24 protein-coding genes are annotated in these 26,929 nt (G+C 65.3%); 8 read left to right on the plus strand and 16 right to left on the minus strand.

Annotated elements, in window-relative coordinates; translation table 11 throughout:
• Positions 1 to 118: 118 nt before the first annotated feature.
• From YWC_RS0112645 to ubiE, 13 genes are all read right to left on the minus strand, one after another.
• Positions 119 to 502, minus strand: a complete 384-nt coding sequence (locus YWC_RS0112645; protein WP_027865703.1) for an RNA-binding S4 domain-containing protein — start codon at positions 500 to 502, stop codon at positions 119 to 121.
• A 20-nt stretch (positions 503 to 522) separates the two neighbouring features.
• Entirely contained in the window at positions 523 to 1,683 is a 1,161-nt protein-coding gene (gene clsB, locus YWC_RS0112650; protein WP_027865704.1) for a cardiolipin synthase ClsB, read from the minus strand.
• A gap of 3 nt (positions 1,684 to 1,686) precedes the next feature.
• Positions 1,687 to 2,514, minus strand: a complete 828-nt coding sequence (locus YWC_RS0112655; RefSeq protein WP_027865705.1) for an endonuclease/exonuclease/phosphatase family protein — start codon at positions 2,512 to 2,514, stop codon at positions 1,687 to 1,689.
• 95 nt (positions 2,515 to 2,609) lie between these two features.
• The gene (locus YWC_RS0112660) at positions 2,610 to 2,810 is read right to left on the minus strand and encodes a hypothetical protein (RefSeq protein ID WP_027865706.1); all 201 of its coding nucleotides are present in this window, start codon (positions 2,808 to 2,810) and stop codon (positions 2,610 to 2,612) included.
• 365 nt (positions 2,811 to 3,175) lie between these two features.
• Positions 3,176 to 3,634, minus strand: coding sequence for a dihydroneopterin triphosphate diphosphatase (gene nudB / locus YWC_RS0112665; protein ID WP_027865707.1), 459 nt, complete (start codon positions 3,632 to 3,634; stop codon positions 3,176 to 3,178).
• A gap of 107 nt (positions 3,635 to 3,741) precedes the next feature.
• Positions 3,742 to 5,544, minus strand: a complete 1,803-nt coding sequence (aspS, locus tag YWC_RS0112670; protein WP_036214219.1) for an aspartate--tRNA ligase — start codon at positions 5,542 to 5,544, stop codon at positions 3,742 to 3,744.
• A gap of 86 nt (positions 5,545 to 5,630) precedes the next feature.
• Positions 5,631 to 6,218 carry a DUF502 domain-containing protein gene (locus YWC_RS0112675; RefSeq protein WP_027865709.1) on the minus strand — a complete coding sequence of 196 codons (588 nt, stop codon included), beginning with the start codon at positions 6,216 to 6,218 and terminating at the stop codon, positions 5,631 to 5,633.
• Between the two features lie 61 nt (positions 6,219 to 6,279).
• The gene (locus YWC_RS0112680; protein WP_027865710.1) at positions 6,280 to 6,597 is read right to left on the minus strand and encodes an FmdB family zinc ribbon protein; all 318 of its coding nucleotides are present in this window, start codon (positions 6,595 to 6,597) and stop codon (positions 6,280 to 6,282) included.
• A gap of 320 nt (positions 6,598 to 6,917) precedes the next feature.
• A complete protein-coding gene (locus YWC_RS0112685) occupies positions 6,918 to 7,529 on the minus strand; it encodes a methyltransferase domain-containing protein (RefSeq protein WP_027865711.1) in 612 nt (203 codons plus the stop codon).
• Positions 7,516 to 9,099: a ubiquinone biosynthesis regulatory protein kinase UbiB gene (ubiB, locus tag YWC_RS0112690; RefSeq protein ID WP_027865712.1), complete on the minus strand. Its 1,584-nt coding sequence runs from the start codon at positions 9,097 to 9,099 to the stop codon at positions 7,516 to 7,518. The genes YWC_RS0112685 and ubiB overlap by 14 nt, the downstream gene beginning before the upstream one ends.
• Positions 9,099 to 9,722, minus strand: coding sequence for a ubiquinone biosynthesis accessory factor UbiJ (locus tag YWC_RS0112695; RefSeq protein ID WP_229413094.1), 624 nt, complete (start codon positions 9,720 to 9,722; stop codon positions 9,099 to 9,101). Before YWC_RS0112695 ends, ubiB begins: the two co-directional genes overlap by 1 nt.
• Positions 9,723 to 9,843: 121 nt before the next feature.
• The gene (locus YWC_RS0112700; RefSeq protein ID WP_027865714.1) at positions 9,844 to 10,833 is read right to left on the minus strand and encodes a Tim44 domain-containing protein; all 990 of its coding nucleotides are present in this window, start codon (positions 10,831 to 10,833) and stop codon (positions 9,844 to 9,846) included.
• Positions 10,834 to 10,852: 19 nt separating this feature from the next.
• On the minus strand, positions 10,853 to 11,587 hold the full coding sequence (ubiE, locus tag YWC_RS0112705) for a bifunctional demethylmenaquinone methyltransferase/2-methoxy-6-polyprenyl-1,4-benzoquinol methylase UbiE (protein ID WP_027865715.1): 735 nt from the start codon (positions 11,585 to 11,587) through the stop codon (positions 10,853 to 10,855).
• A 150-nt stretch (positions 11,588 to 11,737) separates the two neighbouring features.
• On the opposite strand from ubiE, the gene YWC_RS31585 reads away from it, so the two are divergent.
• The 8 genes from YWC_RS31585 to YWC_RS0112745 all read left to right on the plus strand — a co-directional run bounded on the left by YWC_RS31585 (position 11,738) and on the right by YWC_RS0112745 (position 21,821).
• The gene (locus YWC_RS31585; RefSeq protein ID WP_051306428.1) at positions 11,738 to 13,954 is read left to right on the plus strand and encodes a hybrid sensor histidine kinase/response regulator; all 2,217 of its coding nucleotides are present in this window, start codon (positions 11,738 to 11,740) and stop codon (positions 13,952 to 13,954) included.
• Between the two features lie 238 nt (positions 13,955 to 14,192).
• Positions 14,193 to 15,527 carry a sigma-54 dependent transcriptional regulator gene (locus YWC_RS0112715; protein ID WP_027865716.1) on the plus strand — a complete coding sequence of 445 codons (1,335 nt, stop codon included), beginning with the start codon at positions 14,193 to 14,195 and terminating at the stop codon, positions 15,525 to 15,527.
• Positions 15,528 to 15,872: 345 nt separating this feature from the next.
• Entirely contained in the window at positions 15,873 to 18,173 is a 2,301-nt protein-coding gene (locus tag YWC_RS31590) for a hypothetical protein (protein ID WP_027865717.1), read from the plus strand.
• Positions 18,174 to 18,238: 65 nt separating this feature from the next.
• A complete protein-coding gene (locus tag YWC_RS0112725; RefSeq protein ID WP_027865718.1) occupies positions 18,239 to 18,628 on the plus strand; it encodes a hypothetical protein in 390 nt (129 codons plus the stop codon).
• A 13-nt stretch (positions 18,629 to 18,641) separates the two neighbouring features.
• On the plus strand, positions 18,642 to 19,331 hold the full coding sequence (locus YWC_RS0112730) for a C39 family peptidase (RefSeq protein WP_027865719.1): 690 nt from the start codon (positions 18,642 to 18,644) through the stop codon (positions 19,329 to 19,331).
• 10 nt (positions 19,332 to 19,341) lie between these two features.
• Positions 19,342 to 19,872 carry a hypothetical protein gene (locus YWC_RS29265; protein WP_051306429.1) on the plus strand — a complete coding sequence of 177 codons (531 nt, stop codon included), beginning with the start codon at positions 19,342 to 19,344 and terminating at the stop codon, positions 19,870 to 19,872.
• A gap of 36 nt (positions 19,873 to 19,908) precedes the next feature.
• On the plus strand, positions 19,909 to 21,399 hold the full coding sequence (locus YWC_RS0112740) for a coiled-coil domain-containing protein (RefSeq protein ID WP_027865720.1): 1,491 nt from the start codon (positions 19,909 to 19,911) through the stop codon (positions 21,397 to 21,399).
• Positions 21,400 to 21,614: 215 nt separating this feature from the next.
• Complete coding sequence (locus tag YWC_RS0112745; RefSeq protein WP_027865721.1) at positions 21,615 to 21,821, plus strand: cold-shock protein; 207 nt, start codon at positions 21,615 to 21,617, stop codon at positions 21,819 to 21,821.
• 96 nt (positions 21,822 to 21,917) lie between these two features.
• Here the strand turns inward: YWC_RS0112745 and YWC_RS0112750 are convergent, their stop codons facing one another.
• The 3 genes from YWC_RS0112750 to YWC_RS0112760 are packed head-to-tail and all read right to left on the minus strand — an operon-like array spanning position 21,918 to position 26,786.
• On the minus strand, positions 21,918 to 22,334 hold the full coding sequence (locus YWC_RS0112750) for a gamma-butyrobetaine hydroxylase family protein (RefSeq protein ID WP_027865722.1): 417 nt from the start codon (positions 22,332 to 22,334) through the stop codon (positions 21,918 to 21,920).
• Positions 22,335 to 22,344: 10 nt separating this feature from the next.
• Complete coding sequence (locus tag YWC_RS0112755) at positions 22,345 to 22,782, minus strand: HIT family protein (RefSeq protein WP_027865723.1); 438 nt, start codon at positions 22,780 to 22,782, stop codon at positions 22,345 to 22,347.
• A complete protein-coding gene (locus YWC_RS0112760; protein ID WP_027865724.1) occupies positions 22,779 to 26,786 on the minus strand; it encodes a DUF3683 domain-containing protein in 4,008 nt (1,335 codons plus the stop codon). Before YWC_RS0112760 ends, YWC_RS0112755 begins: the two co-directional genes overlap by 4 nt.
• Positions 26,787 to 26,929: the final 143 nt, after the last annotated feature.

Here is a 26,929-nt window from a genome sequence, read left to right on the forward strand (position 1 = left end):
TGGCGGAGACCGCCAAGCCGCTTCGCGCGTCTTTACGCCTCAGCGATCCTTGCGGCCGGGAAATCGCATTCTACATTCCCTACTGCAAAGAAGGCCAAGATCTGCCGCGCACGCTTCTTTATTCGTCCCCGATGCGCGTCATGGCGCGGCGGTCGCGCTTGGTCGGTCGGCCTTTGATGTCGGCGCTCGGTTCGGGGAACAGGCGGCGCGCCGTCTTGTCGTTCTCGCGCTTGGCGATGCTCTCGTCGGTCTCGAAATAGAGCGTGCGCGCGACCGGCGCCGGGCCGCGCGTGCCCGAGATGGCGGCCACGATCACTTCCCAGCGGTCGGAGCCGTTGTCGATGAAGATCTTGTCGTTGACCTTGACGTTGCGCGCCGGCTTGACCGGTTCGCCGCCGATACGCACGCGGCCACGGTCGACCGCGTCGGCCGCCATCGAACGCGTTTTAAAAAAGCGCGCGGCCCACAGCCATTTGTCGATGCGTACGTTGTCGTTTTCCATGGTGTTCCTTTTGCTTCCATTCATGCATAGCCGATCGCGAAGATCCGCATGACCAGTTTATACGCCATATAGGCCAGACCATAGCTGGCACGCCGGATCCAGCCGATGTGGCCGAATTCCTCGGCACGGATCGGCACGCCGTCCGCGATGCCGCGCTCGATGTGCTCGCGCATGGTGGCGGCGAAGCGCTCGTCCAGCACTACCACGTTGGCTTCCTGGTTCAGGAACAGCGACAGGCCGTCGCAATTGCTCGAGCCGACCGTGGCCCAGTCGTCGTCGACCACCGCGACCTTGGCATGCAGCTGGGTCTTGCGGTACTCGACCACCCGGATGCCGTCGGCCAGCAGCTTCGGATAGAAGGAGTGCGCCACCATGTCCTGGATCTTGAACTCCCCGACCCCGATCAAGAGCGTCACCTGGACGCCGCGCCGCGCCGCATGGGCCAGCGCCTTGCGGAACTTGCGTCCCGGTGCAAAATACGGCGTGGCCAGCAGCACGCTGTGTTTCGCGCGGCCCAGGGCCTGCAGGTAGGCGCGCTGGATCGTGGAGCGGTTGCGCAGGTTGTCGCGCACCACGAAGGCGGCGCGCGCCGGATATTCGCAGGACTGCGGCGGATCCCTGCGCATTTCCTTGAACAGCTCGATGCGCTGGCGGATCTTGAGGCGCCCCGCGCGCAGCCACTGCCCCTGGGCCTCGTCGTGGATCTGGGCCACTAGCGGCCCCGCTACCCGCACCGTGAAATCCCAGCGCGGGGCCGGCAGGCGGTGGCGGTCGGCGTGGTCGCACTGCCAGTCGTCATTGACGTTGATGCCGCCCACGAAGGCGACTTCGCGGTCGACCACGGCGATCTTGCGGTGCGAGCGCGCGATGCCGCGCCGGCACCAGGGATTGAAGATGCGGTACTGGATGCCCGCTTCCGCGAAGGCCGCACCGAGGCGCTTGGCGGGCAGGTGTTCGGTGCCGATCCAGTCGACCAGCACGCGCATCTTGACGCCCCGCCCGGCGGCGCGGATCAGGGCGTCGCGCACGGTCCGCGCGGTGTCGTCCTCGCCGAAGATATAGGTCTCGAAGAAGACCTCGTACTGCGCCGCATCGAGCGCCGCGATCAGCGCCGGGAAGTAGGCGGTGCCGCTTTCCAGGAGGGTGACGTCGTTGTTGTCTACGAAGCTGACGTGGCGCATGGCCTACGAGAGCTGCAGTTCCGCCACGATCGGCGCATGGTCGGACAGCTTGGCCCACAGCGGGCCATGCATCACCTGGGCGTTGTCCACCTTGAAGCCGCGCACGTAGATGCGGTCGAGGCGGAACCAGGGCAGCATGGCCGGAAAGGTGCGCGCCGGGGCCAGCCGCGGCTGGCGGCGCGGCGGCGGCTGGCGGCCGGCCCAGTTGCGCACCATGTCGCCCAGCGGCGACTTCGGCCCCAGCTCGTCGAACACCTCCTTCACGCCGAGCGCATTGCGCAGGCGGTCGCTGAGGTTGTTGCGCCAGTCGTTGAAATCGCCGGCAATGATCACCGGCTCGCCATGCGAGGACCCGTTGACGTGCTCGATCAGGGCGTCCGTCTGGCGGCCGCGGCTGCCTTCGAACAGGCCCAGGTGCACCACGTAACAGTGGACCTTGCCCGCCTGCGTGTTCAGCACGCAGTGCAGGATGCCGCGCTGTTCGTAGGCGTGGTCGGAGATGTCGTGGTTGTGCGAATTCTCGATCGGGAAAGCGCTCAGCAGCGCATTGCCATGGTGGCCGTGGTCGTACACGGCGTTCATGCCGTAGGCGCTGTGGTGCTTCTCGTTCTTGAAGTAATCGTATTGCGCCGTCTCGGGCCAGTGCCGGTGCGCAAGGTCTTCCTTGCCGTAGCGTGCCTGGAAGCGGTCGTGCCGTCCTTGTACCTCCTGGAGGAAGACGACATCGGCGTTGAATTCCGCGATTGCTTTCTTGAGGGCGATCACCCGGGGCGTACTACGCAATGACGAGACGCCCTTGTGAATGTTGTAGGTAGCCACACGAATTTTCATGGGAACATTCTAACCGCATCGGGCGGATGTCCTCGTGGAACGAGACCCAATTGTGCGCTGCCGGGTGATCTGGTCGCGGGGCCAGCCCGCTGTGTTCAGACAAATGCCATCTGGCTAGAAATAGCCTCGTGACCGCTCACCATCATCCGGCGCGGGCGCGCGGACGTTCGGGCCACTTCGTCGTTCGACAGCAGAGGTCCGGACAACCTCAGGCCAGACAACAGGTCGATCTGGATGCAGCCGTTGCCGATGCTGATCTCTTTTACCTTATCGTCGTTCTTCAGTTCGAGGTCCATGTTTTCTCCCTGTAGATCTATCTAGTTAGAGTTGCGTCGCGAAAATTGTTACAAGCGACCTCAGCGACGATATGCTAGAGATTGACGTCTGTCAAACGACGAATCTATCGTGCAGATGGGAAAAAGACTAATTTCCTTCGGTAAACTAATTACCAAAATCATCTCGCCTAACTCAGCAATATCTGCAAAAACAACGGTTTATGAAAGCAACTTGACATCAAATGCACACAAACGAATAAAAATTTGTCAAGGAAGTGAATAACCGTGCACAAAAAAAAATTTGGTGCCTGTTGTGGTATCACGACAGTTTATTTTCCAACAGGAATTATCAAAAGCCCCATGTGTGGGGGGTATTTCGCGAAGATTTACTTTGCAGCAAGGATGTGGCGCGGCAACTGCAGTATGGCTTCGGCGTTCGATGAGGAAAAACAGCGGTCGGCAGCCTCGAGATAAGGCAGCCAGGCGTATTGCGTGTGCTCGCGCGGGCTCAGGACCACAGGGATGTCGCGCGGCACGCAGACCGAGAACACGTGCTCGGTATTGTGGGTGACGCCGGGGGCGTAGCGATGGCGCCAGACGGGGTAGATCTCGTAGACGTTGGCCAGACCCCAGTCGCGCAGGCGGATCCGGTCGCCGTCGGCCACGATGCCGGTTTCCTCGAACAGTTCGCGGGTGGCGGTCTGGATCAGCGGTTCGTCGTGGGTGTCGAGCGAGCCGGTGACGGATTGCCAGAAACCCGGGCGGTCGGCGCGTTCGATCAGCAGCACCTCCATGGCGGAGGTGTGAATGACGACCAGGACCGATTCGGGGATTTTGTGGGGCATGGGCAGATAAAACAAACGCGGGCAGAACCGATGATCGGTCAAGCCCGCGTTGGTTGGACGCGTGGGTAATTCGGGCCAGTGGCCCGAATTACGAGCCGACCCGTCGTTTAAGCAACCTTGGGCTCGTTACGCAGGCGGATGTGCAGTTCCTTGAGCTGCTTCTCGTCGACTTCCGACGGCGCGTTGGTCAGGAGATCCTGTGCGCGCTGGGTCTTCGGGAAAGCGATCACGTCGCGGATCGACTCGGAGCCGGTCATCAGGGTGATGAGGCGGTCCAGGCCGAAGGCCAGGCCACCGTGCGGCGGCGCGCCGTACTGCAGGGCGTCGAGCAGGAAGCCGAACTTCAGCTGGGCTTCTTCGGCGTCGATCTTCAGGGCGCGGAACACCTTGCTCTGCACTTCTTCGCGGTGGATACGGATCGAGCCACCACCCAGTTCCCAGCCGTTCAGGACCATGTCGTAGGCCTTGGCGACGCAGGCGCCCGGATTGGTTTCCAGCATGTCTTCGTGGCCGTCCTTCGGTGCGGTGAACGGGTGGTGGGTGGCGTTCCAGCGGTCGCCGTCTTCGTCGTACTCGAACATCGGGAAGTCGATGACCCACAGCGGGGCCCAGACGTCGTCGAACAGGCCGGCCTTCTTGCCGAATTCCGAGTGGCCGATCTTCACGCGCAGCGCGCCGATGGCGTCGTTGACGACCTTGGCTTTATCTGCACCGAAGAAGATCAGGTCGCCGTCCTGGGCGCCGGTCAGTTCCAGCACCTGCGCCAGGATCTCGTCCGAGATGTTCTTGACGATCGGCGACTGCAGGCCGTCACGGCCCTTGGCCTTCTCGTTGACCTTGATGTAGGCCAGGCCCTTGGCGCCGTAGATGGCGACGAACTGGGTGTACGCGTCGATTTCCGAACGCGGCATCGAAGCGCCCTGCGGCACGCGCATGCCGACCACGCGACCGCCGGCCATGTTGGCGGCGCTGTTGAACACCTTGAACTCGACCGACTTCATCAGCTCGGTCAGTTCGGTGAACTGCAGCTTGACGCGCATGTCCGGCTTGTCCGAACCGTAGGAGCCCATGGCGGTGGCGAAGTCCATCACCGGGAACGGGTTCGGCAGGTCGATGCCGGCCGCGTTCTTGAACACGACGCGCATCATGTCTTCGAACAGGTCACGGATTTCCTGCTCGGTCAGGAACGAGGTTTCGCAGTCGATCTGGGTGAATTCCGGCTGGCGGTCGGCGCGCAGGTCTTCATCGCGGAAGCACTTGGTGATCTGGTAGTAGCGGTCGAAGTTCGCGACCATCAGCAGCTGCTTGAACAGCTGCGGCGACTGCGGCAGCGCGAAGAAGTTGCCCGGGTTGACGCGCGAAGGCACCAGGTAGTCGCGCGCGCCTTCCGGGGTCGACTTGGTCAGCATCGGGGTTTCGATGTCGATGAAGCCCAGGTTGTCGAGGTACTTGCGCACTTCCATCGAGACCTTGTAGCGCAGGCGCAGGTTGTGCTGCATCTGGTTGCGGCGCAGGTCGAGCACGCGGTGGGTCAGGCGGGTGGTTTCCGACAGGTTGTCGTCGTCCAGCTGGAACGGCACCGGCACCGAGGCGTTCAGCACTTCCAGCTTGGTGGTGTTGATCTCGATCTTGCCCGACTTCAGGTTGGCGTTGGCAGTGCCTTCCAGGCGGTTCACGACGGTGCCGGTGATGCGCAGGCAGTACTCGTTGCGCACGTGTTCCGCAGCCTTGAACACCTCGGCGTTATCCGGGTGGCAGACCACCTGCACCAGGCCTTCGCGGTCGCGCAGGTCGATGAAGATCACGCCGCCGTGGTCGCGGCGACGGTGCACCCAGCCGCACAGGCTGACGGTTTGGCCCAGCAGTTCCTCGGTGACGAGGCCGCAGTAGTGAGTACGCATGGAGGTCATGGTTTTCGTTCCAGGTTGGTTGATTCGTGAAAGGCGCCCCCGCATGCGGCGGCCCTCTGTTCTTTGCTTGCTGCGTTCTTTGTTCTTTATTCCGGAGCGACGACGCCCATCGAGACGATGTGCTTCAGGGCCGCGTCCACGGACATGTTCAGCTCCACGACCTTGCTGCGTTCCATCATCAGGAAGAAGCCCGAGGTCGGGTTCGGGGTGGTCGGCACGTACACGCTCACGTAGTCGCCCACCAGGTGGTTCTTCACGTCGCCGCCCGGCACGCCGGTCAGGAATGCGATGGTATAGGAATCCGCGTGCGGGTACGGGATCAGCACCGGCGTGCGGAACGCATTGCCCGAGGACGAGAACAGCGTGTCCGACACCTGCTTGACGCTGCCGTACAGCGAGCTGACCACCGGAATCCGCTTCATGATGCGGTCGCCCACGCGTACGATGTAGCGGCCGACCAGGTTATTGGTCAGCAGGCCGGTAAGGAAGACGATGGCGAGCGTCAGGACCGCGCCGAAGCCGGGCATGTCCATGCCGAACAGTCTGCGCGGTTGCCAGGCTTCCGGCACGAACAGCAGCGACTGGTCCAGGGTGCTGATGATGGCACTCAAGACCCAGGCCGTGATCACGAGGGGCACCAGCACCAGCAGGCCGGTCAGGAAATATTTGCGCATCGAATTCTCTTGTTCTTGTTCGGGCTGCGGCCGTGGCCGGCCGCAGCCATTTGCTGACTGCTCAGGTACTGCTCTTGTCGCCGCCGCCGGCAGCAGGCGCCGGCGCCGGGGTGGCCGCCGTGCCTGCACTGCCGGATGCAGCGGCTGGGGCTGCAGTTGCGGAAGCGCCCGCGGCAGTACCGGTCGCCGGCGGGGTGCCGCCGCGGAAGTCGGTCACATACCAACCCGTGCCCTTGAGCTGGAAGCCGGCAGCGGTCACCTGTTTTTTGAAGGCTTCCTTGCTGCACGACGGACAGACCGTCAGCACTGGGTCAGAAATTTTTTGCAGTACATCTTTGGTAAATCCGCATTCATCGCAGCGGTAGGCGTAGATCGGCATCTGGTACTCCGCAAAAATCTTCAAAACCCTGAATTATAAAGCTTTTACGGGAGGCCTTGCCTGTTTTGGCCGCAGCAGGCGGGCCGGGACGCTTCCGGACGGCGCCCGAGGTGTTGTTTTTCGTCATCGTCACACGCTGTTTCGTTTGCGCAAGAACAGCGGCGGGTGATTAAATAGCATCTTTCTTAAGAACATGATGGCAGCAGGCAAGCTCTGCTGCCCACAGTTAAGAAGAAACAGAAGATTTTGCGCGGTGCTGCACCGCCGCTGGTCCGTAAAAGAACGCTGCACTTGGAAGCCCGCTCATGCGGGCTTTTCTTTTAGCGGCGCTGCCAGAGCATCCAGCGCTCCTTGCCGGCAAACACGGGAATCGAGTCGGCCACTGCCGCCTCCTCGACCAGGTCGAAGCAAGGCGCCAGCAGCGCCTCCAGCCCTGCCCTGTCGATGCCGAAGGGCGGACCTTTTACCGTTCGGTCAAAAAAGAAGAAGCCGCCCAGCTGCCCGCCCGGCGGCAGCAGCTTGGCCCAGCGCGCCGCTACTTGCGGCCGCATGGCGGGCGGCAAGGCGCACAGGAAGGCGCATTCGTAGATGAACCCGAGCGCTTGCGGCGGCTGCCAGGCAAAGAAATCCGCTTCCACGACGCGATCGCCGCACTGCCCCGCCAGCGCCCTGGCGCGCGCCACGGCTTCCGGTGCGAAATCGATCGCGGTGGCATCCCAGCCGGCCTGGCGCAGGAACACCAGTTCGTAGGCACTGCCGCAGCCCGGAATCAGGGTGGGCAGCGGCGCCGGGCTGCGCGCCACGAAGTCGCGCAAGGCTTGCGGCACGCCGCCGCGGTCCCAGGGCGTGAAGGATTTGGCGAAACGCTCGTCCCAGAACCGCGGGCTGAGCGGATCGCGGCTGGCAAAGCTCGGCGGGTCAGCCGCCGCCATGCAGCACGACGTAGCCGGCCACCAGGCTGCCCACCACCACCACCACGGCGCCCAGGAAGGCCAGCAGGCGGTTGGTGCGGCGCTGCTCGACCAGCAGGGCCGCCATCAGGTCGGCATTCCCGACCGGGTGCCCGTGCTGCGTCGCCATGCCCGAGTGGGCGTGGCGCTCGAGGGTCTGGTGCACCAGGCGCGGCAGCTGCGGGAAGATGTGGGCGTAGCGCGGCGCCTCGGCGCGCAGGCGCTCCACGAGTCCCTGCCACCCCATCTGTTCGGACATCCAGCGTTCGAGGTGCGGCCTGGCGGTCTTCCACAGGTCGAGCTCGGGGTCGAGCTGGCGCCCCAGGCCTTCGATGTTGAGCAGGGTCTTCTGCAGCAGCACCAGCTGCGGCTGCACCTCGACGTTGAAGCGGCGCGAGGTCTGGAACAGGCGCAGCAGGATCTGGCCGAAGGAAATGTCTTTCAGCGGACGGTCGAAGATCGGCTCGCAGCAGGCGCGTACCGCCGATTCGAGTTCGTCGACGCGGGTATCGCGCGGCGCCCAGCCCGATTCGATGTGGGCCTCGGCCACGCGCTTGTAGTCGCGGCGGAAGAAGGCCAGGAAGTTCTGCGACAGGTAATCCTTGTCGAAATCGTTCAGGGTGCCGACGATGCCGAAGTCGAGGGCGATGTAGCGGCCGAAGGTTTCCTTCTCGACCGATACCAGGATGTTCCCTGGGTGCATGTCGGCGTGGAAGAAGCCGTCACGAAACACCTGGGTGAAGAAGATCTCCACGCCATCGCTCGACAGCTTCTTGAGGTCCACGCCCTCGGCCGCCAGGCGGTCGATCTGCGACACCGGGATGCCGCGCATGCGCTCCATCACGATCACGCTGCTCGAGCAGTAGTCCCAGTGCATCTCCGGCACCATCAGCAGGTTCGAATCGGAGAAGTTGCGGCGCAGCTGGCTGGCGTTGGCGGCCTCGCGCATCAGGTCGAGCTCGTCATGCAGGTACTTGTCGAACTCGGCGACGACTTCGCGCGGTTTCAGGCGGCGGCTTTCGGCCCAGACTTTCTCGATCAGGCCGGCGGCCATGTCCATCAGGGCCAGGTCTTCGTCGATGGTCTTGCGCATGCCGGGGCGCAGCACTTTCACTGCCACCTCGGCGCCGTTCTTCAGGGTCGCGAAGTGCACCTGGGCAATCGATGCCGAGGCCACCGGCACGCGGTCGAAGCTGCCGAACAGTTGATCGGGGTGGGCGCCGAGCGCTTCGGTGATCTGGGCGATCGCCAGGTCGGAATCGAAGGGCGGCACGCGGTCCTGCAGCAGCGACAGCTCGTCGGCAATATCCTGCGGCATCAGGTCGCGCCGGGTCGACAGCACCTGGCCGAACTTGATGAAGATCGGCCCCAGCTCTTCGAGCGCCTGGCGCAGACGGATGGCGCGCGGCGACGTGATGCGGCGCCAGAAGAACAGGGTGCTCATGACACGCGCGGTGCGCGGAGCATGCAGGCTCGTGACCGCGATTTCGTCGAGACCGTACTTGGTCGCGACAGCGAGGATTTTCAGCAGGCGCAGGAATTTCAATATCATCAGTTATCCGGACTCAATATCACGCTCTTCGTCGGAGCGGCATTCTGCGCCAGGCGCTGCTCCAGTTTTGCAATGCGCTTGGCGGTACGCTCGACGTCGTCGCGCAGGCGCACCACGTCGGCGGCGAATTCGTCGACGGCCGTCGGACGCACCAGAACCGGCCGCTCTTCCAGCAGGAATTCGGCCACGTTCTCGGCCAGCCGGCGGCCGGCGCCCAGTACGCCGGTGGCAGCGCCACGCGCGCCCTGCACCAGGCCGCGTGCGCCCAGCGGGCCGACGATGCGCTCCAGGTCGTACTCGGCATCCCAGCGCAGGCCTTTCGACAGCGAAGAGATGGTGTTGGCGAACTCGGCGTCGCCTTCGATTTTCACGTAGGAAAAAGCACGGTCGCGGTTCTGGGCGATCAGCGGCAGGTCGCTCAGCTTGACGCGGATGGTCACGTTCGCCGGGCCTTCGTCCGTGCCGGGTTCCAGCATGCCATCGCGCGCCACGCGCAGGCGCAGCTGGAGGTGGCCCGTATCGATACAGGCTTCCTTGCCGGCGTGACGCAGGAGCGATTCGCGCGCCCAGGCTTCCTGGGCCAGCAGGTGGTTGATCGTGGCAACGGCAGGCGTCGCCAGCATGGAAGAACTCGGGATCATTGGCAGCACACGTTATAAAAAAACCGCCCGGTGTTAGCGGGCGGTTCGATCTTACCAGTTTGCCGGGCGCAAACCCGGCAGCACGGAACTTAACTGGAAAATATTAAGCAACCTGCTGGATACCGGCGAGTACCCAGCCGCCCTGGCCCGACAGCGGCTTGGACATGTTCCACACTTCCACGAAGGGCTCGGCCGGCGCATTCGGGGCGGTACGGATCATGCCGTTGAACTGCACGCTGGCCAGGTAGTCGGTAGCGGTGGTCTCGATGCCCAGCAGCTGGCCATCGATCGTCACCACGTCGGTGAAGTCGGTGGCGCCGTTGCGTTCCTGGATCTGCATCTTCAGCTCGGCGAATACTTCCGGCGAGGTGAACTCGCGCAGGTCGTTGGTGTCGCCACGGTCCCACGCAGCCTGCATGCGGATGAAGGACGCTTTCGCATGGCGCAGGAAGGCGTCCTGGTCGAAGTCGGCCGGCACGCCCCACTGCTGGTGCGCCGCTGGCGCTGCCGCATCAGGCTTGCCCAGCGAGACGCCGCCGAACTGGCTCTGGCTCTGGAAACCCGCGGGCTGGCGCAGGCCGGAACCGATTTCCGGGGTCGCGACCGTACCGGCAGCCGGATTCGGTGAGGCGCCGGCCGGCACCGGGTTGGTGTAGCCGCCGCCGAAGGCCGGGTTGGCCGGGGTGTCCTTGCGTCGGAACATGCGCACGATGAACAGCACGGCCAGCACCAGGAGGCCGATCATGAGGATCGCCGAGATCGCGCTCGCCAGGGCGCCGCCGATGCCGAAGTGCGACAGCAGCGCACCCAGGCCGAGGCCCAGCAGGGCGCCGCCGAGGATGCCCTTCCACATGCTCGGGCGCTTGGCCTGGGCAGCGGCCGCACCGGCGGCGCCGGCGGCAGCCGGCGCCGCGGCAGGTGCGCGCTGCGGCTGCATGCCCGGCGTGGGCGCCGGCGCCGGGGCCTGCATCTGCTTGACGGGCTGCGACTGGCGGCCGATCGAGCGCTTGCCGCCCATCGGGCGTGCAGTGGCTTCGGCGATCATCGAGACCGCGGTAAGCGCCAGAACCATGGTTGCCACGAATTTTTTCATCTTTGCTTCCTCTGTCATCCTACAGTTTGATACCGGTGTGCAATGCAGCCACACCCGCTGTCAGGTTGTGGTACTGGACCCGCTCCAGTCCCGCGTCGAGCATCATGGACTTCAGGGTTTCCTGGTCCGGATGCATGCGGATCGATTCCGCCAGGTAGCGATAGCTCTCGGCATCGCCCGCGATCTTCTGGCCCAGCCACGGCAGCACCGAGAACGAATACAGGTCGTAGGGCTTTTGCAGCGGCTCGATGACTTTCGAGAATTCCAGCACCAGCAGCTTGCCGCCCGGCTTGAGCACGCGACGCATTTCCGCCAGCGCCTGGTCCTTGTGCGTCATGTTGCGCAAGCCGAAGGCCACGCTGACCCGGTCGAAATAATTGTCCGGGAAGGGCAGCTTCTCTGCATCACACAGCAAAGTTGGGGTCACCAGGCCCTTATTCAATAGTCTATCCCGGCCCACGCGCAGCATCGATTCGTTGATGTCGGTGAGCCAGACCTCGCCGGTGCGGCCCGCCTGCTTGGCGAAGGCCTTGGCCAGGTCGCCGGTGCCGCCGGCGATGTCGAGCACCTTGAAGCCCGGACGCACGCCCGCCTGGGCGATCGTGAACACCTTCCAGGCGCGGTGCAGGCCGGCCGACATCAGGTCGTTCATGACGTCGTATTTCGATGCGACCGAATGGAAGACCTTGGCGACTTCCTGGACCTTCTGGTCCTCGGCGACGGTCTTGTAGCCGAAGTGGGTGGTATTGGTCATATGTGCTTGCGGTGTAGGGTTGCCAACATTATACAAGCTGGCCGCGCCGGCGCCGTTTGGCGGGCCGAGCACGGTACGTTAGCTTTCCTGACAACATTACAGCTCTTGTATAATCGTCAAATTGCATAGATTGCGGCTTCAAGCCATCCCATGCGTATCCGCAGCCGTCTCCTGATCCTGGTCCTGGCCATCCTGGTGCCCTCCTTCATCGCAGCCGCGCTGGCGGTCAGCTACGTCTATCGGGAAGAGCAGAAATCGCAGGTGCAGAGCGTGAGCGAGGCCACCCGCGCCTTTGCCCTGATGGTGGACAACGAACTGCAGGCGCGTACCGCGGTCCTGCGCACCCTGGCCGTCGCCCCCTCCCTGCACCGGGGCGACCTGCGCGAGTTCTACGAGCATGCACGCGGCATGGCGCCGGCATGGGACACCGTGATCGTGCTGGCCGACCTGGACGGGAAGCAGCTGATCAACACACGCAAGCCATTCGGCGCGGCGCTGCCGACGCGGCGCTCGTCCAACGTCGGCGAACTGATGCAGCGTGGCGGCCCCGCAGCGACCTATGTGTCCGATGTCTTCATGGCGCCGATCGGCAAGACCTACGACTACACCGTGCAGGTGCCGGTGATGGTGGACGGCGCCGTGCGCTACCACCTGCTGCTGGGCGTCAGCGTGGCAAGCCTGCAAAAGCTGGTGGAGCGCCAGCATTTCCGTACCGAATGGATTGCCACCATCGTCGACCGCAAGGGCGTGGTGCTGGCCCGTTCGCGCACGCCCCGGGAGTTCATCGGCAAGCCGGTGAGCGCCTACAGCCGCGAACTGCTGGCCCGGACGCACGAAGGCGTGTACGACAGCCGCACGCTCGACCGGATCGCCGTGCGCGCCTTCTTCAGCACGGTGCCGATGTCGGACTGGAAGGTGTTGGTCAGCATCCCGGTGAGCGACATCCGGCGCGTGCCCCTGGAAGCCGCAGCCATGCTGGCCGGGCTGATGGCGGCCCTGCTCGCTGCCGGCGTGCTGGCGGCGCGCTGGCTGGCGCGGCGCGCGATCGGGCCGATCGAACATCTTGGCCTTGCCGCCGACGAACTTGGCCAGGGCAAGGAGCCGGCTTACCGCCCCCAGGGCATCGTCGAGATCGACAGCGTGGCGCGGCGCATGCTCGATGCCGGACGGCAGATCCGCCAGGCGCAGCAGGAACTCGAGCAGCGCGTGGCCGAAGCCGTCGCCGCCACCGAAAGGGCGCAGGGCGCCCTGCTCAAGTCGCAGAAGCTGGAGGCGCTGGGCCGCCTGACCGGCGGCATCGCCCATGAGTTCAACAACCTGCTGCAGACCCTGAGCACGGCGCTGCAGCTGGCCGAATTCAGGAACAAGGACGACAAGGTGGGCGGCCTCCTGCAGACCTGCAAGAAGACCGTGCAGCGCGCCGCCGCCCTCACCGGCCAGCTCGGCTCCTTCGGCCGGATCCAGGAAGCGCGCCAGGAAACAGTGGATGCCTGCCAGCAGCTGCGCAGCGCGCGCCAGCTGATGAGCGGCGCCCTGCGCGCCGACATCGCGCTGCAGATCGACTGCGACGAGCCGGCCTGGCCGATCAAGGTCGAGCCCCTGCAGTTCGACCTGGCGCTGCTGAACCTGGCCGTCAATGCGCGCGACGCCATGCCGCACGGCGGCGTGCTGCGCATCGAGGCGCGCAATGTCGCCCTCGCCCATCCGCCCCCGGGTTCCGCCCTCGATGCGCTGGCGCCCGGCGACTACGTGCGCGTGACCGTCAGCGACACCGGCAGCGGCATGACGTCCGAGGTGCTGGCGCGTGCGCTCGATCCCTTCTTTACCACCAAGGGCCAGGGCCAGGGCACCGGCCTGGGGCTGGCGCAGGCCTATGCCTTCGCCCTGCAGTCGCAAGGCCTGCTGCTGCTCGACAGCGAACCCGGCAAGGGCACGCGGGTGGACATCTGGCTGCCGCGCGCGCAACAGCCGGCGCAAGCGCCGACGCCTGCGCCAGCGGAAGCCCCGCTGCCGCGCGGCCGCGGCACCGTGCTGTTCGTCGAAGACGACCCGCTGGTGCGCGAAGCGGTCTCGCAGGCGCTGCGGGACGCCGGCTTCGAGGTGCTGGTCGCGCATGACGGCGAGCAGGCCGTGGCCCTGCTCGAGGGCGGCGCCCGTCCCGCCGTGGTGTTCTCCGACATCGTCATGCCGGGCAGCGTGAGTGGCATCGACCTGGCCGGCATCGTGCGCCAGCGCGACCCCGGCTTGCCGGTGGTGCTGGCCACCGGCTATACCGAACGCCAACCGGCGATTCCCGGCGTGCGGGTGCTCGCCAAACCCTATCCGATCGAGCGCCTGGTCAGCCTGCTGGCAAGCGCAACCGCATAGAGAAGAAACGGAGGTATTACTGTAAAGCATTGATTCCCGTAGGAATTTTCGCGATGCAGATTACCAACTCGGCAATATTTGTGCGCCGAAAAGTGGCTATTTCTGGTTAAATGACAGTCAAGGCTTTTGTCGGACGAATCCGGCATTTACCACCCGGCGTTTTCCTTACAGGACTTCCCGGATTCCGCCGACAACGTCGCCTGCATTACCAGTAATAACGAATAAGAACGAGGTTAATGTGTCGGTCAAACGACTCTTATGCATCACGAATGAGGGGAATGCCGGCGTACGCGCCGCCTGCGGTGACTTGCGGGGCTGGGACGTGTGCACGGTCGACAGTATCGCGGCCGCGCGCAAGGTGCTGGCACAGCAGCACTATGCGCTCGGGCTGTTGCTCGACGGCGACGGCAGCCTCGAGCACGACGACACCGAACGCTTCCTGCAGCAGCACCATCACATGCGCTGGATCGGCGTGTTCGGCCCTGACCTGCTGCACCGTCCACAGCTGCGCCAGGCCATCGCCACCCACCTGTGCGATTTTCATACCCGTCCGGTCGACACCGTGCGCCTGCACCATTCGCTCGGCCACGCGCACGGCATGGCCATGCTGGCCAGGTCCACGCCGCCGCACCAGCGCGCGTCAAGCGCGCGCCACATCGACGGCAACTCGGTGGCGATCCGGCGCCTGCGCGCCCACATCGACAAGATCGCCGCAGTCGATGCGCCGGTGCTGATCTCGGGAGAAAGCGGCAGCGGCAAGGAACTGGCGGCGCAGGAGATCCACGCGCAGTCGCCGCGCGCCGGCGGGCCTTTCATCGCCATCAATTGCGCCGCGATTCCGCCCTCGCTGATCCACTCCGAGCTGTTCGGCTACGAGCGCGGCGCCTTCACCGGCGCGGCAAAGGACAAGCCGGGCCTGATCGAAGCAGCTTCCGGCGGCAGCATCTTCCTGGACGAGATCGGCGACCTGCCGCTCGACCTGCAGGCCAGCCTGCTGCGCTTCCTGCAGGAACGCACCATCTACCGGGTCGGAGGCACCCGCACGGTGGCGGTCGACGCGCGCGTGATCACCGCCACCCACGTCGACCTGCCCAAGGCGGTGGCCGCGGGACGCTTCCGCGAAGACCTGTATTACCGCCTCAGCGTGTTCCCGATCCGGGTGCCGCCGCTGCGCGAGCGCAAGGAAGACCTGCCCCTGCTCACCGAGATCATTTTTAACAAATTTGCCGATGAGAAGAGCCCGCAGCTCAAGGGCATCAGCAAACAGGCCCTGCGCGCCATGGCCCAGCACGACTGGCCGGGCAATATCCGCGAGCTGATCAACCGCATGCGGCGCGCCATGGTGCTCGCCGAGCACCGTCTCATCATGCCGGAAGACCTCGAGCTGGCGCCCCAGGACGACGCCATCATCCTGCGTGACGACCTCGACCACTCGCGCGGCAGCGCGGAACGCACCGCCATCTGGAACAGCCTGGCCAAGTGCGGCAACAACATCAGCCAGGCCGCGCGCGAGCTCGGTGTCTCGCGCATGACGCTGTACCGCCTGATGGCCAAGCACTCGATCGCTCCCTGATCACGCCCGTCCGGGCACTTTTCCCCTTCTTTTTTTCCTACATTCTCGAAGCAAGCGCAGCCTATGTGCCTGCTTCTGCACGCCTGTGTGCGCTGTTACAGGGTGATACAGTCTGGTGACAATCTTGTTACAACTGTCACAGTTTTGAGACAGCTTTTTTCAGAGTTATTGAACTGCCTCATCAACTTAGTCCTACAAGTTTGCTCAGCATAAAAATCACCAAACTAATCAAAGACTTGCAAGATCTTAAAGAGCTGGCACGCAAACTGCTATGAGGAAGATGGACCGGTGACATGGAACGCCGGGCATTTCAACTTTTCAGTGACACACATAGGGGAGTAACAGATGAAGCGCACTATTCTGGCGATCGCGATCGCTTCGGCATTTGGTCTGGCCCACGCACAAGACGGCAACACCACCGTTGACCGCGTCCGTGGTGACAACACGCAAACCACCAGCATCGACCGTTCGAACAACAGCACGAACACGACCGACAACACCAACAACAGCACCCGTACCAACACCACGACCAATACCGACAACAGCGATCGCTCGAATAACAGCGACAACTCGGACAACAGCACCCGCACGACCACGAACACGACCAACACCGACCGTTCGGACAACAGCGACCGTTCGAACAACAGCGACAACTCGGACAACAGCAGCCGCACCAACACGACCACGACCAACACCGACGCGTCGGACAATAGCGACCGTTCGAACAACAGCACCAACACGAACACCACCAACACCAACAACTCGCGCGACGCTTCGGGCCAGAACCGCAGCTCGGGCGACGCTTCCGCTTCGGCTGCCGGCGCAGCTGCCGCCAACAACGGCGGCAACGCGACCTCGAGCATGAGCAACTCGTACAACACCTCGAGCGCCAACTCGATCAGCAACCTGACCGGCGAAGTCAGCGGCAACCGTATCAACAACATCGGCAACGCCGCCAACAGCAGCGGCAACGCCAACGGCGCAGCCGGCATGGGCGCAGCAGGTGGCGTGGCCACCGGCGGCGAGGCAAACGGTGCTGCCGGTGCAGCCGGCGGTGCAGCCGGTAGCGCCAACGGCGCTTCGGCCGGCGCAGGCGGCCAGGGCATCAGCGGCGCAGCCTCGAGCGGCGCAGCCTCGGTCGGCAACGCAGCCGGCGGCGCAGGCGGCGCAGGCGGCAACACCGGCAACGCATCGAGCGGCATGGGCGGCTCGGGCGCAGCGGGCGGCATGGGCGGCGCAGGTGCAGCCGGCGGCATGGGCGGTGCAGGCGCAGGCGGCAACGCCGGCGGTGCAGGCGCAGCTGGCGGCGCAGGCGGCTTCGGCGGCGGCTCGACCGCAACCGGCGGCTTCGGCGGCGGCTCGGGCGCCACCGGCGGCCTGGGCGGCGCTTCGTCCGCAAACGGCGGCATGGGCGGCGCAGGCGCCTCGGGCGGTGCAGGCACCGGCGGCCTGGGCGGCGACGCCACCGGCGGCGCAGGCGGCGCAACCGGCGCCCTCGACGGCGGCAACGGCGGCAACAACGGCGGCGCAACCGCAGGCAACGGCGGCTTCGGCGGCGGCTCGGGCGCCACTGGCGGCGCAGGCGCAGCCGGCGGCGCAGGCGGCATGGGCGGCGCAGGCGGCTCCTCGTCGGGTTCGACCCAGAACGCATCGAGCGGCGCCGGCACCGGCGGCGCTGGCCAAGGCGACAACGGCGCCTCGAGCGGCGCGGTGATGCCTGGCACCGAAGGCGGCGCAGGCGGCACCAGCGGCGCTGCCAACGGCACCGCTGGTTCGGTGACCTCGGGCGCCGGCACCAACGGCGACACCATGAACACCGGCGGCGACTCGACCGGCGGCGCAGCCGGCGCAGGCGCAGCAGGCGGCATGGGCGGCTCGGGCGCTTCGGGCACCTCGACCGGCGGCGCAGGCGCGGCCGGCGGCGCAGCAACCGGCGGCACCGGCGGTGCCGGCGCAGCCCTGAGCGGCACCGGCGGTGCTGCTGGTTCGGGCACCGGCGGCGCCGGCGCTTCGGGCACCGGCGGTGAAGGCGGCGCAGGCGGTGCAGGCGCAGCAGGCACCTCGACCGGCGGCGCGGGCGCAGCAGGCACCTCGACCGGCGGCGCAGGCGCTTCCGGCACCTCGACCGGCGGCGCAGGCGCCGCAGGCGGTGAAGGCGGCATGGGCGGCGCAGGCGGCTCAGGCGGCGACGGCGGCGCCGGCGCGGCAGGCGGCTCGGGCGCAGCAGGCGGCGCAGGCGGTTCGGGCGCAGCCAGCGGCGCAGCCTCGAACTCCAGCGGCAGCGGCGCAGCAGCCGGCGACGCCACCAACGGCGATTCGACCAGCGGCAGCGGCACCTCGGGCGCCAGCACCGGCGGTAACGGCGGCGAAGGCGGCATGGGCGGCACCTCGACCGGCGGCGAAGGCGGCGCGGGCGGCACCACCACCGGCGGCGCAGCCATGGCCGGCAACGGCGGCAACGGTACCGGCGGCAACGGCGGCACCCAGTCGGTGACCACCGGCGCCTTCGACATGTCGAACACCATGTCGAACATCGCCCAGTCGGCAGCCGGCGTCTCGGTGATCAGCCAGAACAACGGCTTCTCCTCGCTGATCCAGCAGAGCGTCAACGTTCAGTCGAACATGAACGTGGGCAGCGGCCAGTAAGACCAGCAGTAACCGCCGCGCGGCATCCGCCGCGCGGCGGTTTTTCCGACTCAAGGAGATTGCTTATGAAACCTGTGAACCGATTCGTGCTGGCGGCGCTTGTCGCGCTCCCGCTGGCGGTCCAGGCCGCCGACCAGGAGAAGCTGCCGATCAAGCTCGACTTCCTGGCCGAAGTGAACGTGGCCCCGGCAACACACAGCGAAGCCGGCATCTGGGGCGAAGCCGTCACCAGCGAGCGCCTGGGACGCACTTCCGGCAAGGACGACACCATGCACACTGAGGCGGTGCTGGGCGGTACGGTGGGCAACAACACCGCGGTGAATACGGTCAGCGGCAACAACGTCATCGACAGCGGTTCGTTCGCGAACGCGCAAGGCCTGCCGATGGTGATCCAGAACAGCGGTTCGAACGTGCTGATCCAGAACGCCACCGTCATCAACCTGCGCTTGCAATAGGCATGAAGGCTTTATGAAAACGACTGTCGCCATCTGTGCCGCCGTGGGCGGCATCTTGCTGGCACCCGGGTGCCTGGCATCGAGCATCGAGCTGGCCGTCGGCCAGCGCGCCACGGTGCCGGTCACCTCTCTCAAAGAGATCAAGTTTCGCAAGACCACCCGCCAGCAGTTCGACTTCAGCTGCGGCTCGGCCGCCCTGGCCACGCTGCTGACCTACCACTACGATACCCCGGTGACCGAGAAGGAAGTCTTCGAGAAGATGTTCCTGACCGGCGACCAGGCCAAAATCCGCCAGCAGGGCTTTTCCATGCTCGACATGAAGCGCTACCTGGCCACCCGCGGCTTCGTCGGCGACGGCTTCCAGCAGCCGCTCGAAAAGCTGCTCGAGGCGAAGCTGCCCGCGATCGTCCTGATCAGCGACCGCGGCTACAACCACTTCGTGGTGATCAAGGGCGCCGAGGATGGGCGCATCCTGCTGGGCGATCCGTCCAGCGGGGCCCGCTCGGTGACGCGCGAACGCTTCATGGAGCTGTGGGCCAACAAGCTGCTGTTCGTGGTGCACCGCTACCCGAACACGATTGCCAGGGCCGGCTTCAACGGCGCCGACGACTGGCGCGCCGCGCCGCGCGCGCCACTGGGCACCGGCATCAACCAGGAACAATACAGCCAGGGCCTGCCGAAGTTCGGCCCCGGCGATTTTTGAGAGGAATGCCATGGACTGGCTCATCAGCTGGCCGAAATTCGCATGCCGGGCCCTCGCGGCCACGCTGCTGGCCGGAGCCTGCAGTGCAGCGCTCGCCCAAGGGAAGGTGGCCGTGATCGCCGCCGAGGAATGGGCGCCGGTCGACGAACAGACGCTCGACGCCAACCGCGGCGGCTTCGAGATGCCGGGCGGCCTCAACATCTCGCTCGGGATCGAGCGCGTGGTGTCCGTCAACGGCGAGATCCTGTCGCGCACCAACGTCGCCATTCCCGATGTGGCGTCGATGAACGCCGAACAGCTGATGCAGGCGCGCGACGCGCTCGGCACGGCGCGCCTGATCCAGATCGGCGGCAGCAACTTCGCGCCCAACGACATCGGCCTGGGCAGCGGCGCCACCCTGGTCCAGAACAGCCTGGACCACCAGGCCATCATGGCCCAGACGACCATCAGCTCGACGGTCAACAGCATGGCGCTCATCAAAGACCTCAATTTTCACTCAACAATTCGGGATGCAATCGTGCGCTCGGCAGGAAGCCTGTAACATTGCAATATTATTAATTTGCCGATGGAGAAACGCATGCCCACCCACGTCGCGCGCCTAGGCGCCGCGAGCCTCGCGGCAATGCTGCTGGCCCCTGTCGCCCAGGCCCAGGGCACGCCTGCCGCCGAACCGGACAAGGCTGCCGAACTGGCCACGCTGAAGGCAGAACTGGCCGCCCAGCGCGAACTGGTCGACCGCCTGATGCGCGAACTGCAGGCGCAGCGCGCCAAGATCGACCGCATCGAGGAAAGGCGCGACGACGCCCGCCCGGTGCTGGCCGAGAACCTGGAACTGCCCCCGCGCGTCGACGACCTGCTGCTGTCCGAGCAGCGCGGTACCGGTGGCCAGAACGGCGGCGCGCAGGCAGGACAGAACACCACCCAGAACAACCAGCCGGCCCCGGCGCAGAACAATGCCCCGCGCACCGCGCAGAACGGCAACGCGCCGAACAACGGCCGGCCGCCCTCGACCCCGGCGCCGGTCGTGCCCGGCCCGGCCCCGGCGACCGCCCGTCCGCCGGCCCAGGCAGTCGCCGCCAGCCGTATCCAGAACAACCAGAAGGACCAGCGCCCGCCCGAAGTGGCGCCGCTGTTCGAAGCCCCGGGCGTGCTGACCCCGCGCGGCAAGTACATCCTCGAACCCGCCCTGCAGTTCGGCTACTCGTCGAGCAACCGCGTGGCCCTGGTCGGCTACACCGTGATCCCGGCCCTCCTGATCGGCCTGGTGGACGTGCGCGAGGTCAAGCGCAACACCTTCACCGGCTCGCTCACCGGCCGCACCGGCCTGAACAACCGCATGGAAGTCGAGGTCAAGGTGCCCTACGTGTACCGCTCGGACGCCACCGTCAGCCGCGAGATCTTCACCGGCACCGCGGTCGAGCGCGTGTTCGACACCAGCGGCAAGGCCCTGGGCGATGTCGAAATCGCCAGCCGCTACCAGCTGAACAACGGCGGCCCGGACAAGGCCTATTACATCGGCGGCCTGCGCTACAAGTCGACCACCGGCAAGGACCCGTTCGAAGTCGTCACCGACTGCCAGACCCGCTGCATCGGCGAGAACGTGACCGGCACCGGCCTGCCGCTGTCGCTGCCGACCGGCTCGGGCTTCCACTCGCTGCAGGGCAGCCTGACCTGGCTGTTCCCGTCCGACCCGGCGGTCTTCTTCGGCAACCTCAGCTACCTGCACAACTTCAAGCGCAGCAACGTGCAGCGCCTGGTGCGCAACGGCATCCGCGAACCGCTGGGCGAGCTGGCGCCGGGCGCGATCATCGGCTTCAACTTCGGCATGGGCCTGGCGCTGAACGACAAGGCCTCGCTCAGCCTCGGCTACGACCACAGCACGGTGGCGCGCATGAAGCAGAACGGCCGCACGGTACCGGGCTCGGTGCGGACCCAGCTCGGCACCCTGCTGATCGGCTATTCCTACCGCTTCAACGAGAAGCGCTCGCTGTCGGTGGCGGTGGGCGCCGGCGTGACGCGCGATACCCCGGACGTGTCGCTGACGATACGGATGCCGCTCAGTTTCTGATGGGTTTCTACCAGGTTTCTGATAGCTGATGGGCCGCTGCTGGAGACCGGCGGCCCACACTAAAAAAAGGGAGGCGCACGATTGAAAAAAGTTCCTTCCCTTTTAAAAAATTGCCTCTATAATCATTTTTGCAATGTTGAGCACGCCGCTGGATCCACTACCTCCTGACGTCCGACAAAGCAATAACATAGATAAACTTCATTGAGGGAATTACCATGGCGACTGGCACTGTAAAGTGGTTTAACGATGCAAAAGGTTTCGGCTTCATCACCCCGGACGGCGGTGGCGAAGACGTCTTTGCACACTTCTCGGCCATCAACACCCAAGGCTTCAAGTCGCTGGCGGAAAACCAGCGCGTGAGCTTCGACATCACTGCCGGCCCGAAGGGCAAGCAGGCTGCGAACATTCAGCCACAGGCCTGAGACACCACTGCTGCGCTCCCCAGGGAGCGCGCCAAAAACAAAAGAGCACGTCGACAGACGTGCTCTTTGTTTTTGTGGGCCCGGTTCAGGCAGAGGTCAGTGATGATGCCCGCAGCCCGACTTCGGCGCCGCGCCCGGCAGTTCGGTGCCTGGCTCGCGCCCGCTGTCGCCCGCGAAGCCGGCCGCATGCAGGCGGTCCAGGTATTGCTGCCACAGCGAGGCCTGCTCGCTGCCCAGCTTGTACAGGTAATCCCAGGTGAAGATGCCGCTGCCGTGGCCGTCGTCGAACAGGGGCTTGATCGCGTAGTTGCCGACCGGCTCCACGCCGGTGATGCCGACCTCGCGCTTGCCGAGTTGCAAAACTTCCTGGCCTGGGCCGTGGCCCTTCACTTCGGCCGAGGGCGAGTATACCCGCATCAGCTCAAAAGGGATGGAAAAGCTGCTGCCGTCGTCGAAGGCGATTTCCAGCACGCGCGATTTCTGGCGCACGGCGATATCGAGTGGGTTGGGCATGGGTCTCCTCTTATTCGTTGAAGTGCTTCGCGATCGCGGCGGCCAGGTCCGGCAGCAGTGCGCGGCGCGCCGCCAGGACCTCGTCGCCGGTCTGGCGTGCGGCGTGCGCCCACACCGGCGCCGGGAAGTGCGCATCGTCCGCATAGCGCGGAATGATATGCCAGTGCAGGTGCGGCACCACGTTGCCGAGGCTGGCCACGTTGACCTTCAGCGGCTGCATGACCTCGCGCACCGCCTGCTCGACCTGGTACACGGCCTCGTTCAGCAGCAGGCGGTCGTCATGCGACAAATCGCTCATCTCGCGCACGTGCTCGCGCCAGATCACGCGGCAAAAGCCCGGATAGGCCGCATCGTCGACCAGGATGACCGAAAGCTTCTCGTCCTGCCAGACCACCGGCACCGTCAGGTGGCACAGTTCGCAGCCGGTTTCGCGCACGACTTCCTTCATACCAGTACCCTTTCGATGCCGCCGTTGTTGGCGCGGGCGACGTAGTCGGGCATCCAGTTCTCGCCCAGCAGGTGCCTGGCCATCTCGACCACGATGTAGTCGGCGGTGGTGCCGGAATCATGGTTGTAGCGCGACAGGCCCTGCAGGCAGGACGGGCAGCTGGTCAGGATCTTGACGTCGCCCTTGAAGCCGTCGTCGCGCAGTTTATCCGCGCCCTTCTCCATCTCGCCCTGCTTGCGCGAACGCACCTGGGTAGCGATGTCCGGACGGCTCACGGCGAAGGTGCCGGATTCGCCGCAGCAGCGGTCGTTCTTCTCAATCTTGACATTGTCCACGGTGGAGACCAGCGCGTTGACGGTCTTGAGCGAATCCTGCATCTTCATCGGGGTGTGGCAGGGGTCGTGGTACATGTAGCGGGTACCGGTGACGCCTTCCAGCTTCACCCCTTTTTCCATCAGGTATTCGTGGATGTCGATGAGGCGGCAGCCCGGGAAGATCTTGTCGAACTCGTAGTTCGCCAGCGAGTCGTAGCAGGTGCCGCACGACACCACGACCGTCTTGATGTCGAGGTAGTTCAGCGTGTTGGCCATGCGGTGGAACAGCACGCGGTTGTCCGTCACCATCTTGTCGGCCTTGTCGTACTGGCCGGCGCCGCGCTGGGGATAGCCGCAGCACAGGTAGCCCGGCGGCAGCACGGTCTGCACGCCCACTTCCCACAGCATCGCCTGGGTCGCCAGGCCCACCTGCGAGAACAGGCGCTCCGAACCGCAGCCCGGGAAGTAGAACACGGCTTCGGTGTCGGCGTTGGTCGCCTTCGGGTTGCGGATGATCGGGATGACCTTGTCGTCCTCGATGTCCAGCAGCGCACGCGCCGTCTTCTTCGGCAGGTTGCCCGGCATTTTCTTGTTGATGAAGTGGATCACCTGCTCGCGCACCGGCGCCTTGCCGGTGGTCGGGGGCGGTGCTTCCACCTGCGGCTTGGCCAGGCCGCGCAGTAGCTGGTTGCCCAGACGCTGGGCCTTGTAGCCCCAGTCGACCATTACCTTGCGGGTGGCGTTGATGGTGGTCGGGTCGGTCGCGTTTAGGAAGAACATGCCGGCGCGCTGGGCCGGCTTGAAGCTGCGCTTGTCCATCTTGCGCAGCAGGTTACGCATGTTCATCGAGACGTCGCCGAAGTCGATGTTGACCGGGCACGGCGTCACGCACTTGTGACACACGGTGCAGTGGTCGGACACGTCCTCGAACTCTTCCCAGTGTCTGATCGACACGCCGCGGCGGGTCTGCTCTTCATACAGGAAGGCTTCGATCAGCGCCGAGGTGGCCAGGATCTTGTCGCGCGGCGAATACAGCAGGTTCGATTGCGGCACGTGGGTGGTGCAGACCGGCTTGCACTTGCCGCAGCGCAGGCAGTCCTTGATGCTGTTGGCGATCTCACCGATGTCGCTCTGCTGCATGATGAGCGATTCGTGGCCCATCAGGCCGAAGGACGGCGTGTAGGCGTTGCGCAGGTCGGCCGATACCGCCGTCGTGTTGAGCAGCTTGCCCTTGTTGAAACGGCCTTCCGGGTCGACACGTTCCTTGTAGTCGCGGAATTCGCGGATCTCGTCGTCGGTCAGGAACTCGAGCTTGGTGATGCCGATGCCGTGCTCGCCCGAGATCACGCCGTCCAGCGAACGGGCCAGCTTCATGATGCGCTCGACCGCGGCATGCGCATCCTGCAGCATCGCGTAGTCGTCCGAGTTCACCGGCAGGTTGGTGTGCACGTTGCCGTCGCCGGCGTGCATGTGCAGGGCCACGAATACGCGCGAGCGCAGCACGCGCTTGTGGATCGCCGTGCATTCGTCGAGGATGCATTTGTAGGCCGCACCGTTGAAGATCTGGCGCAGCTGCGCACGCAGTTCCTGCTTCCAGGAGACGCGGATGCTGTGGTCCTGCACCACATCGAACAGCAGCGCGTCCGGCTGGACGCCGATGCGCTGGTCCAGGGTCGACGACAGGTGGTCCAGGCCCAGCTCGTCCAGCTTCCCGCGCACGTCGACCAGCTTCTGGTCGAGGTTGGCGAGGATGAAGCCCCAGCGTGCATAAACCAGCTCCACCAGCGCCACCGCCTGTTGCGGGCGGTCGCCCAGGATCTCGTTGCGGTCGACGGTGTCGCCGGTGGCGTCGTCGCTCTTCTCGATCGGCAGGTGCTCGTTGGCGAGGTACTGGCGCAGCTCGCCGGCCAGCTGCAGCTTGTTCTTGATCGACAGCTCGACGTTGATGCGCTCGATGCCGTCGGTGTACTCGCCCATGCGGTTCAGCGGAATCACCACGTCTTCGTTGATCTTGAAGGCGTTGGTGTGGCGCGCGATGGCCGCGGTGCGGGCGCGGTCGAGCCAGAATTTCTTGCGCGCTTCCGCGCTCACGGCCACGAAACCTTCGCCGACGCGGGTGTTCGCCAGGCGCACCACTTCCGAGGCCGCGATGGCGACCGCGTTCTCGTCGTCGCCGACGATGTCGCCGAACAGCGCCATCTTGGGCAGCACGCCGCGCTTGGATTTGGTCGCATAGCCGACCGCGCGCAGGTAGCGCTCATCCAGGTGCTCCAGGCCCGCCAGGCGGATCGTCGAGAAGGCCGGGTCGCCGTTCTTCGGCAGGCCGTCGAGGTAGTCCTTGATCTCGACAATCGACGGGATCGCGTCGCGCGCCTGGCCGAAGAATTCCAGCGCCACGGTGCGGGTGAACTTCGGCATCTTGTGCAGGATCCAGCGCGCCGAGGTGATCAGGCCGTCGGTGCCCTCTTTCTGGATGCCCGGCAGGCCGGCCAGGAATTTGTCGGTGACGTCCTTGCCCAGGCCTTCCTTGCGGAAGCGGCGGCCTTCGATGATGAGGGTCTCGGTGCGGAACGGCGTGCCCTTAACGGCGCCGCGCGGCGTCGGATGGGTCCATTCGAGTTTAAACGTGGCGACCGGCGCGTCGTGGATCTTCGACAGGTTGTGGTCCATGCGCGTGACTTCCAGCCAGTCGCCGTTCGGGTCGACCATGCGCCAGGAAGCCAGGTTGTCGAGCGCGGTGCCCCACAGGACGGCCTTCTTGCCGCCCGCGTTCATCGCGATGTTCCCGCCGATGCAGGACGCGTGGGCCGAGGTCGGGTCGACCGCGAACACGAAGCCGGCTTTTTCCGCCGCCTGCGACACGCGCTGGGTGACCACGCCGGCGTAGGTGTGGATGGTCGCGTATTCGCGGTCCACGCCCGGCAGGCGGCTCAATTCGACTTCGCCGATGCCGATCAGCTTTTCGGTGTTGATCACGGCCGACATCGGCGTGAGCGGAATGGCGCCGCCGGTATAGCCGGTGCCGCCGCCGCGCGGGATGATGGTCAGGCCCAGTTCGATGCAGCCCTTGACCAGGCCGGCCATCTCCTCTTCGCTGTCGGGCAGCAGGACCAGGAAGGGGTATTCGACGCGCCAGTCGGTGGCGTCGGTGACGTGCGAGGTCCGGTGCATGCCGTCGAAGCGGATGTTGCGCTTGTCGGTGTAGGCGCCGAGCACCTGCTTTGCGCGCTTGCGCAGGTCATAGGTCTCGCGGAACTCGCGCGCGAAATCGTCGACGGCCTTGCGGGCGGCGGCCAGGAGCTGTTCGACCGCGGCGCTGCGCGATGCGGATGCTTCGGCCTCGCCTTCGGCGGCGTCCACGCTCAGGCGGCGCTTGTCGACTTCGCCCAGGCGGTGGTGCAAGGCGTCGATCAGCTTCTGGCGGCGCTTCGGGTTGTCCAGCAGGTCGTCCTGCAGGTAGGGATTGCGGCGCACCACCCAGATATCGCCCAGCACCTCGTACAGCATGCGCGCCGAGCGGCCGGTCTGGCGCGCCCCGCGCAGTTCGTCGAGCAGGCGCCATGAGGACTCGCCCAGCAGGCGGATCACGATCTCGCGATCGGAGAACGAGGTGTAGTTGTAGGGGATCTCGCGCAGTCGTGCAGGAGCATTGTCGGCGAGCAGGGTATGGATGTGTGCGGGCGCGTTCATGAGATGCAGGGCGTCGGTCGGACGGGTCCGAAGGACGTTCATTCTAGCTTATTGCGCTGCACCACGCTGGACGCTGGCTAGAATCAAAGGAAAGGGCACGCAAGAAAATTCCAACAGCGGGCAAAAGATGCAAATTACGTTTG

The sequence above is a fragment of the Massilia alkalitolerans DSM 17462 genome (assembly GCF_000427785.1).
Lineage (GTDB): Bacteria > Pseudomonadota > Gammaproteobacteria > Burkholderiales > Burkholderiaceae_D > Telluria > Telluria alkalitolerans.

Excerpts from the sequence above, each read along its gene's own strand:
- YWC_RS0112645 (WP_027865703.1), bottom strand. The coding sequence starts at position 502 with ATGGAAAACGACAACGTACGCATCGACAAATGGCTGTGGGCCGCGCGC.
- clsB (WP_027865704.1), bottom strand. The coding sequence starts at position 1,683 with ATGCGCCACGTCAGCTTCGTAGACAACAACGACGTCACCCTCCTGGAA.
- YWC_RS0112655 (WP_027865705.1), bottom strand. The coding sequence starts at position 2,514 with ATGAAAATTCGTGTGGCTACCTACAACATTCACAAGGGCGTCTCGTCA.
- YWC_RS0112660 (WP_027865706.1), bottom strand. The coding sequence starts at position 2,810 with ATGGACCTCGAACTGAAGAACGACGATAAGGTAAAAGAGATCAGCATC.
- nudB (WP_027865707.1), bottom strand. The coding sequence starts at position 3,634 with ATGCCCCACAAAATCCCCGAATCGGTCCTGGTCGTCATTCACACCTCC.
- aspS (WP_036214219.1), bottom strand. The coding sequence starts at position 5,544 with ATGACCTCCATGCGTACTCACTACTGCGGCCTCGTCACCGAGGAACTG.
- YWC_RS0112675 (WP_027865709.1), bottom strand. The coding sequence starts at position 6,218 with ATGCGCAAATATTTCCTGACCGGCCTGCTGGTGCTGGTGCCCCTCGTG.
- YWC_RS0112680 (WP_027865710.1), bottom strand. The coding sequence starts at position 6,597 with ATGCCGATCTACGCCTACCGCTGCGATGAATGCGGATTTACCAAAGAT.
- YWC_RS0112685 (WP_027865711.1), bottom strand. The coding sequence starts at position 7,529 with ATGGCGGCGGCTGACCCGCCGAGCTTTGCCAGCCGCGATCCGCTCAGC.
- ubiB (WP_027865712.1), bottom strand. The coding sequence starts at position 9,099 with ATGATATTGAAATTCCTGCGCCTGCTGAAAATCCTCGCTGTCGCGACC.
- YWC_RS0112695 (WP_229413094.1), bottom strand. The coding sequence starts at position 9,722 with ATGCTGGCGACGCCTGCCGTTGCCACGATCAACCACCTGCTGGCCCAG.
- YWC_RS0112700 (WP_027865714.1), bottom strand. The coding sequence starts at position 10,833 with ATGAAAAAATTCGTGGCAACCATGGTTCTGGCGCTTACCGCGGTCTCG.
- ubiE (WP_027865715.1), bottom strand. The coding sequence starts at position 11,587 with ATGACCAATACCACCCACTTCGGCTACAAGACCGTCGCCGAGGACCAG.
- YWC_RS31585 (WP_051306428.1), top strand. The coding sequence starts at position 11,738 with ATGCGTATCCGCAGCCGTCTCCTGATCCTGGTCCTGGCCATCCTGGTG.
- YWC_RS31590 (WP_027865717.1), top strand. The coding sequence starts at position 15,873 with ATGAAGCGCACTATTCTGGCGATCGCGATCGCTTCGGCATTTGGTCTG.
- YWC_RS0112725 (WP_027865718.1), top strand. The coding sequence starts at position 18,239 with ATGAAACCTGTGAACCGATTCGTGCTGGCGGCGCTTGTCGCGCTCCCG.
- YWC_RS0112730 (WP_027865719.1), top strand. The coding sequence starts at position 18,642 with ATGAAAACGACTGTCGCCATCTGTGCCGCCGTGGGCGGCATCTTGCTG.
- YWC_RS29265 (WP_051306429.1), top strand. The coding sequence starts at position 19,342 with ATGGACTGGCTCATCAGCTGGCCGAAATTCGCATGCCGGGCCCTCGCG.
- YWC_RS0112740 (WP_027865720.1), top strand. The coding sequence starts at position 19,909 with ATGCCCACCCACGTCGCGCGCCTAGGCGCCGCGAGCCTCGCGGCAATG.
- YWC_RS0112745 (WP_027865721.1), top strand. The coding sequence starts at position 21,615 with ATGGCGACTGGCACTGTAAAGTGGTTTAACGATGCAAAAGGTTTCGGC.
- YWC_RS0112750 (WP_027865722.1), bottom strand. The coding sequence starts at position 22,334 with ATGCCCAACCCACTCGATATCGCCGTGCGCCAGAAATCGCGCGTGCTG.
- YWC_RS0112755 (WP_027865723.1), bottom strand. The coding sequence starts at position 22,782 with ATGAAGGAAGTCGTGCGCGAAACCGGCTGCGAACTGTGCCACCTGACG.
- YWC_RS0112760 (WP_027865724.1), bottom strand. The coding sequence starts at position 26,786 with ATGAACGCGCCCGCACACATCCATACCCTGCTCGCCGACAATGCTCCT.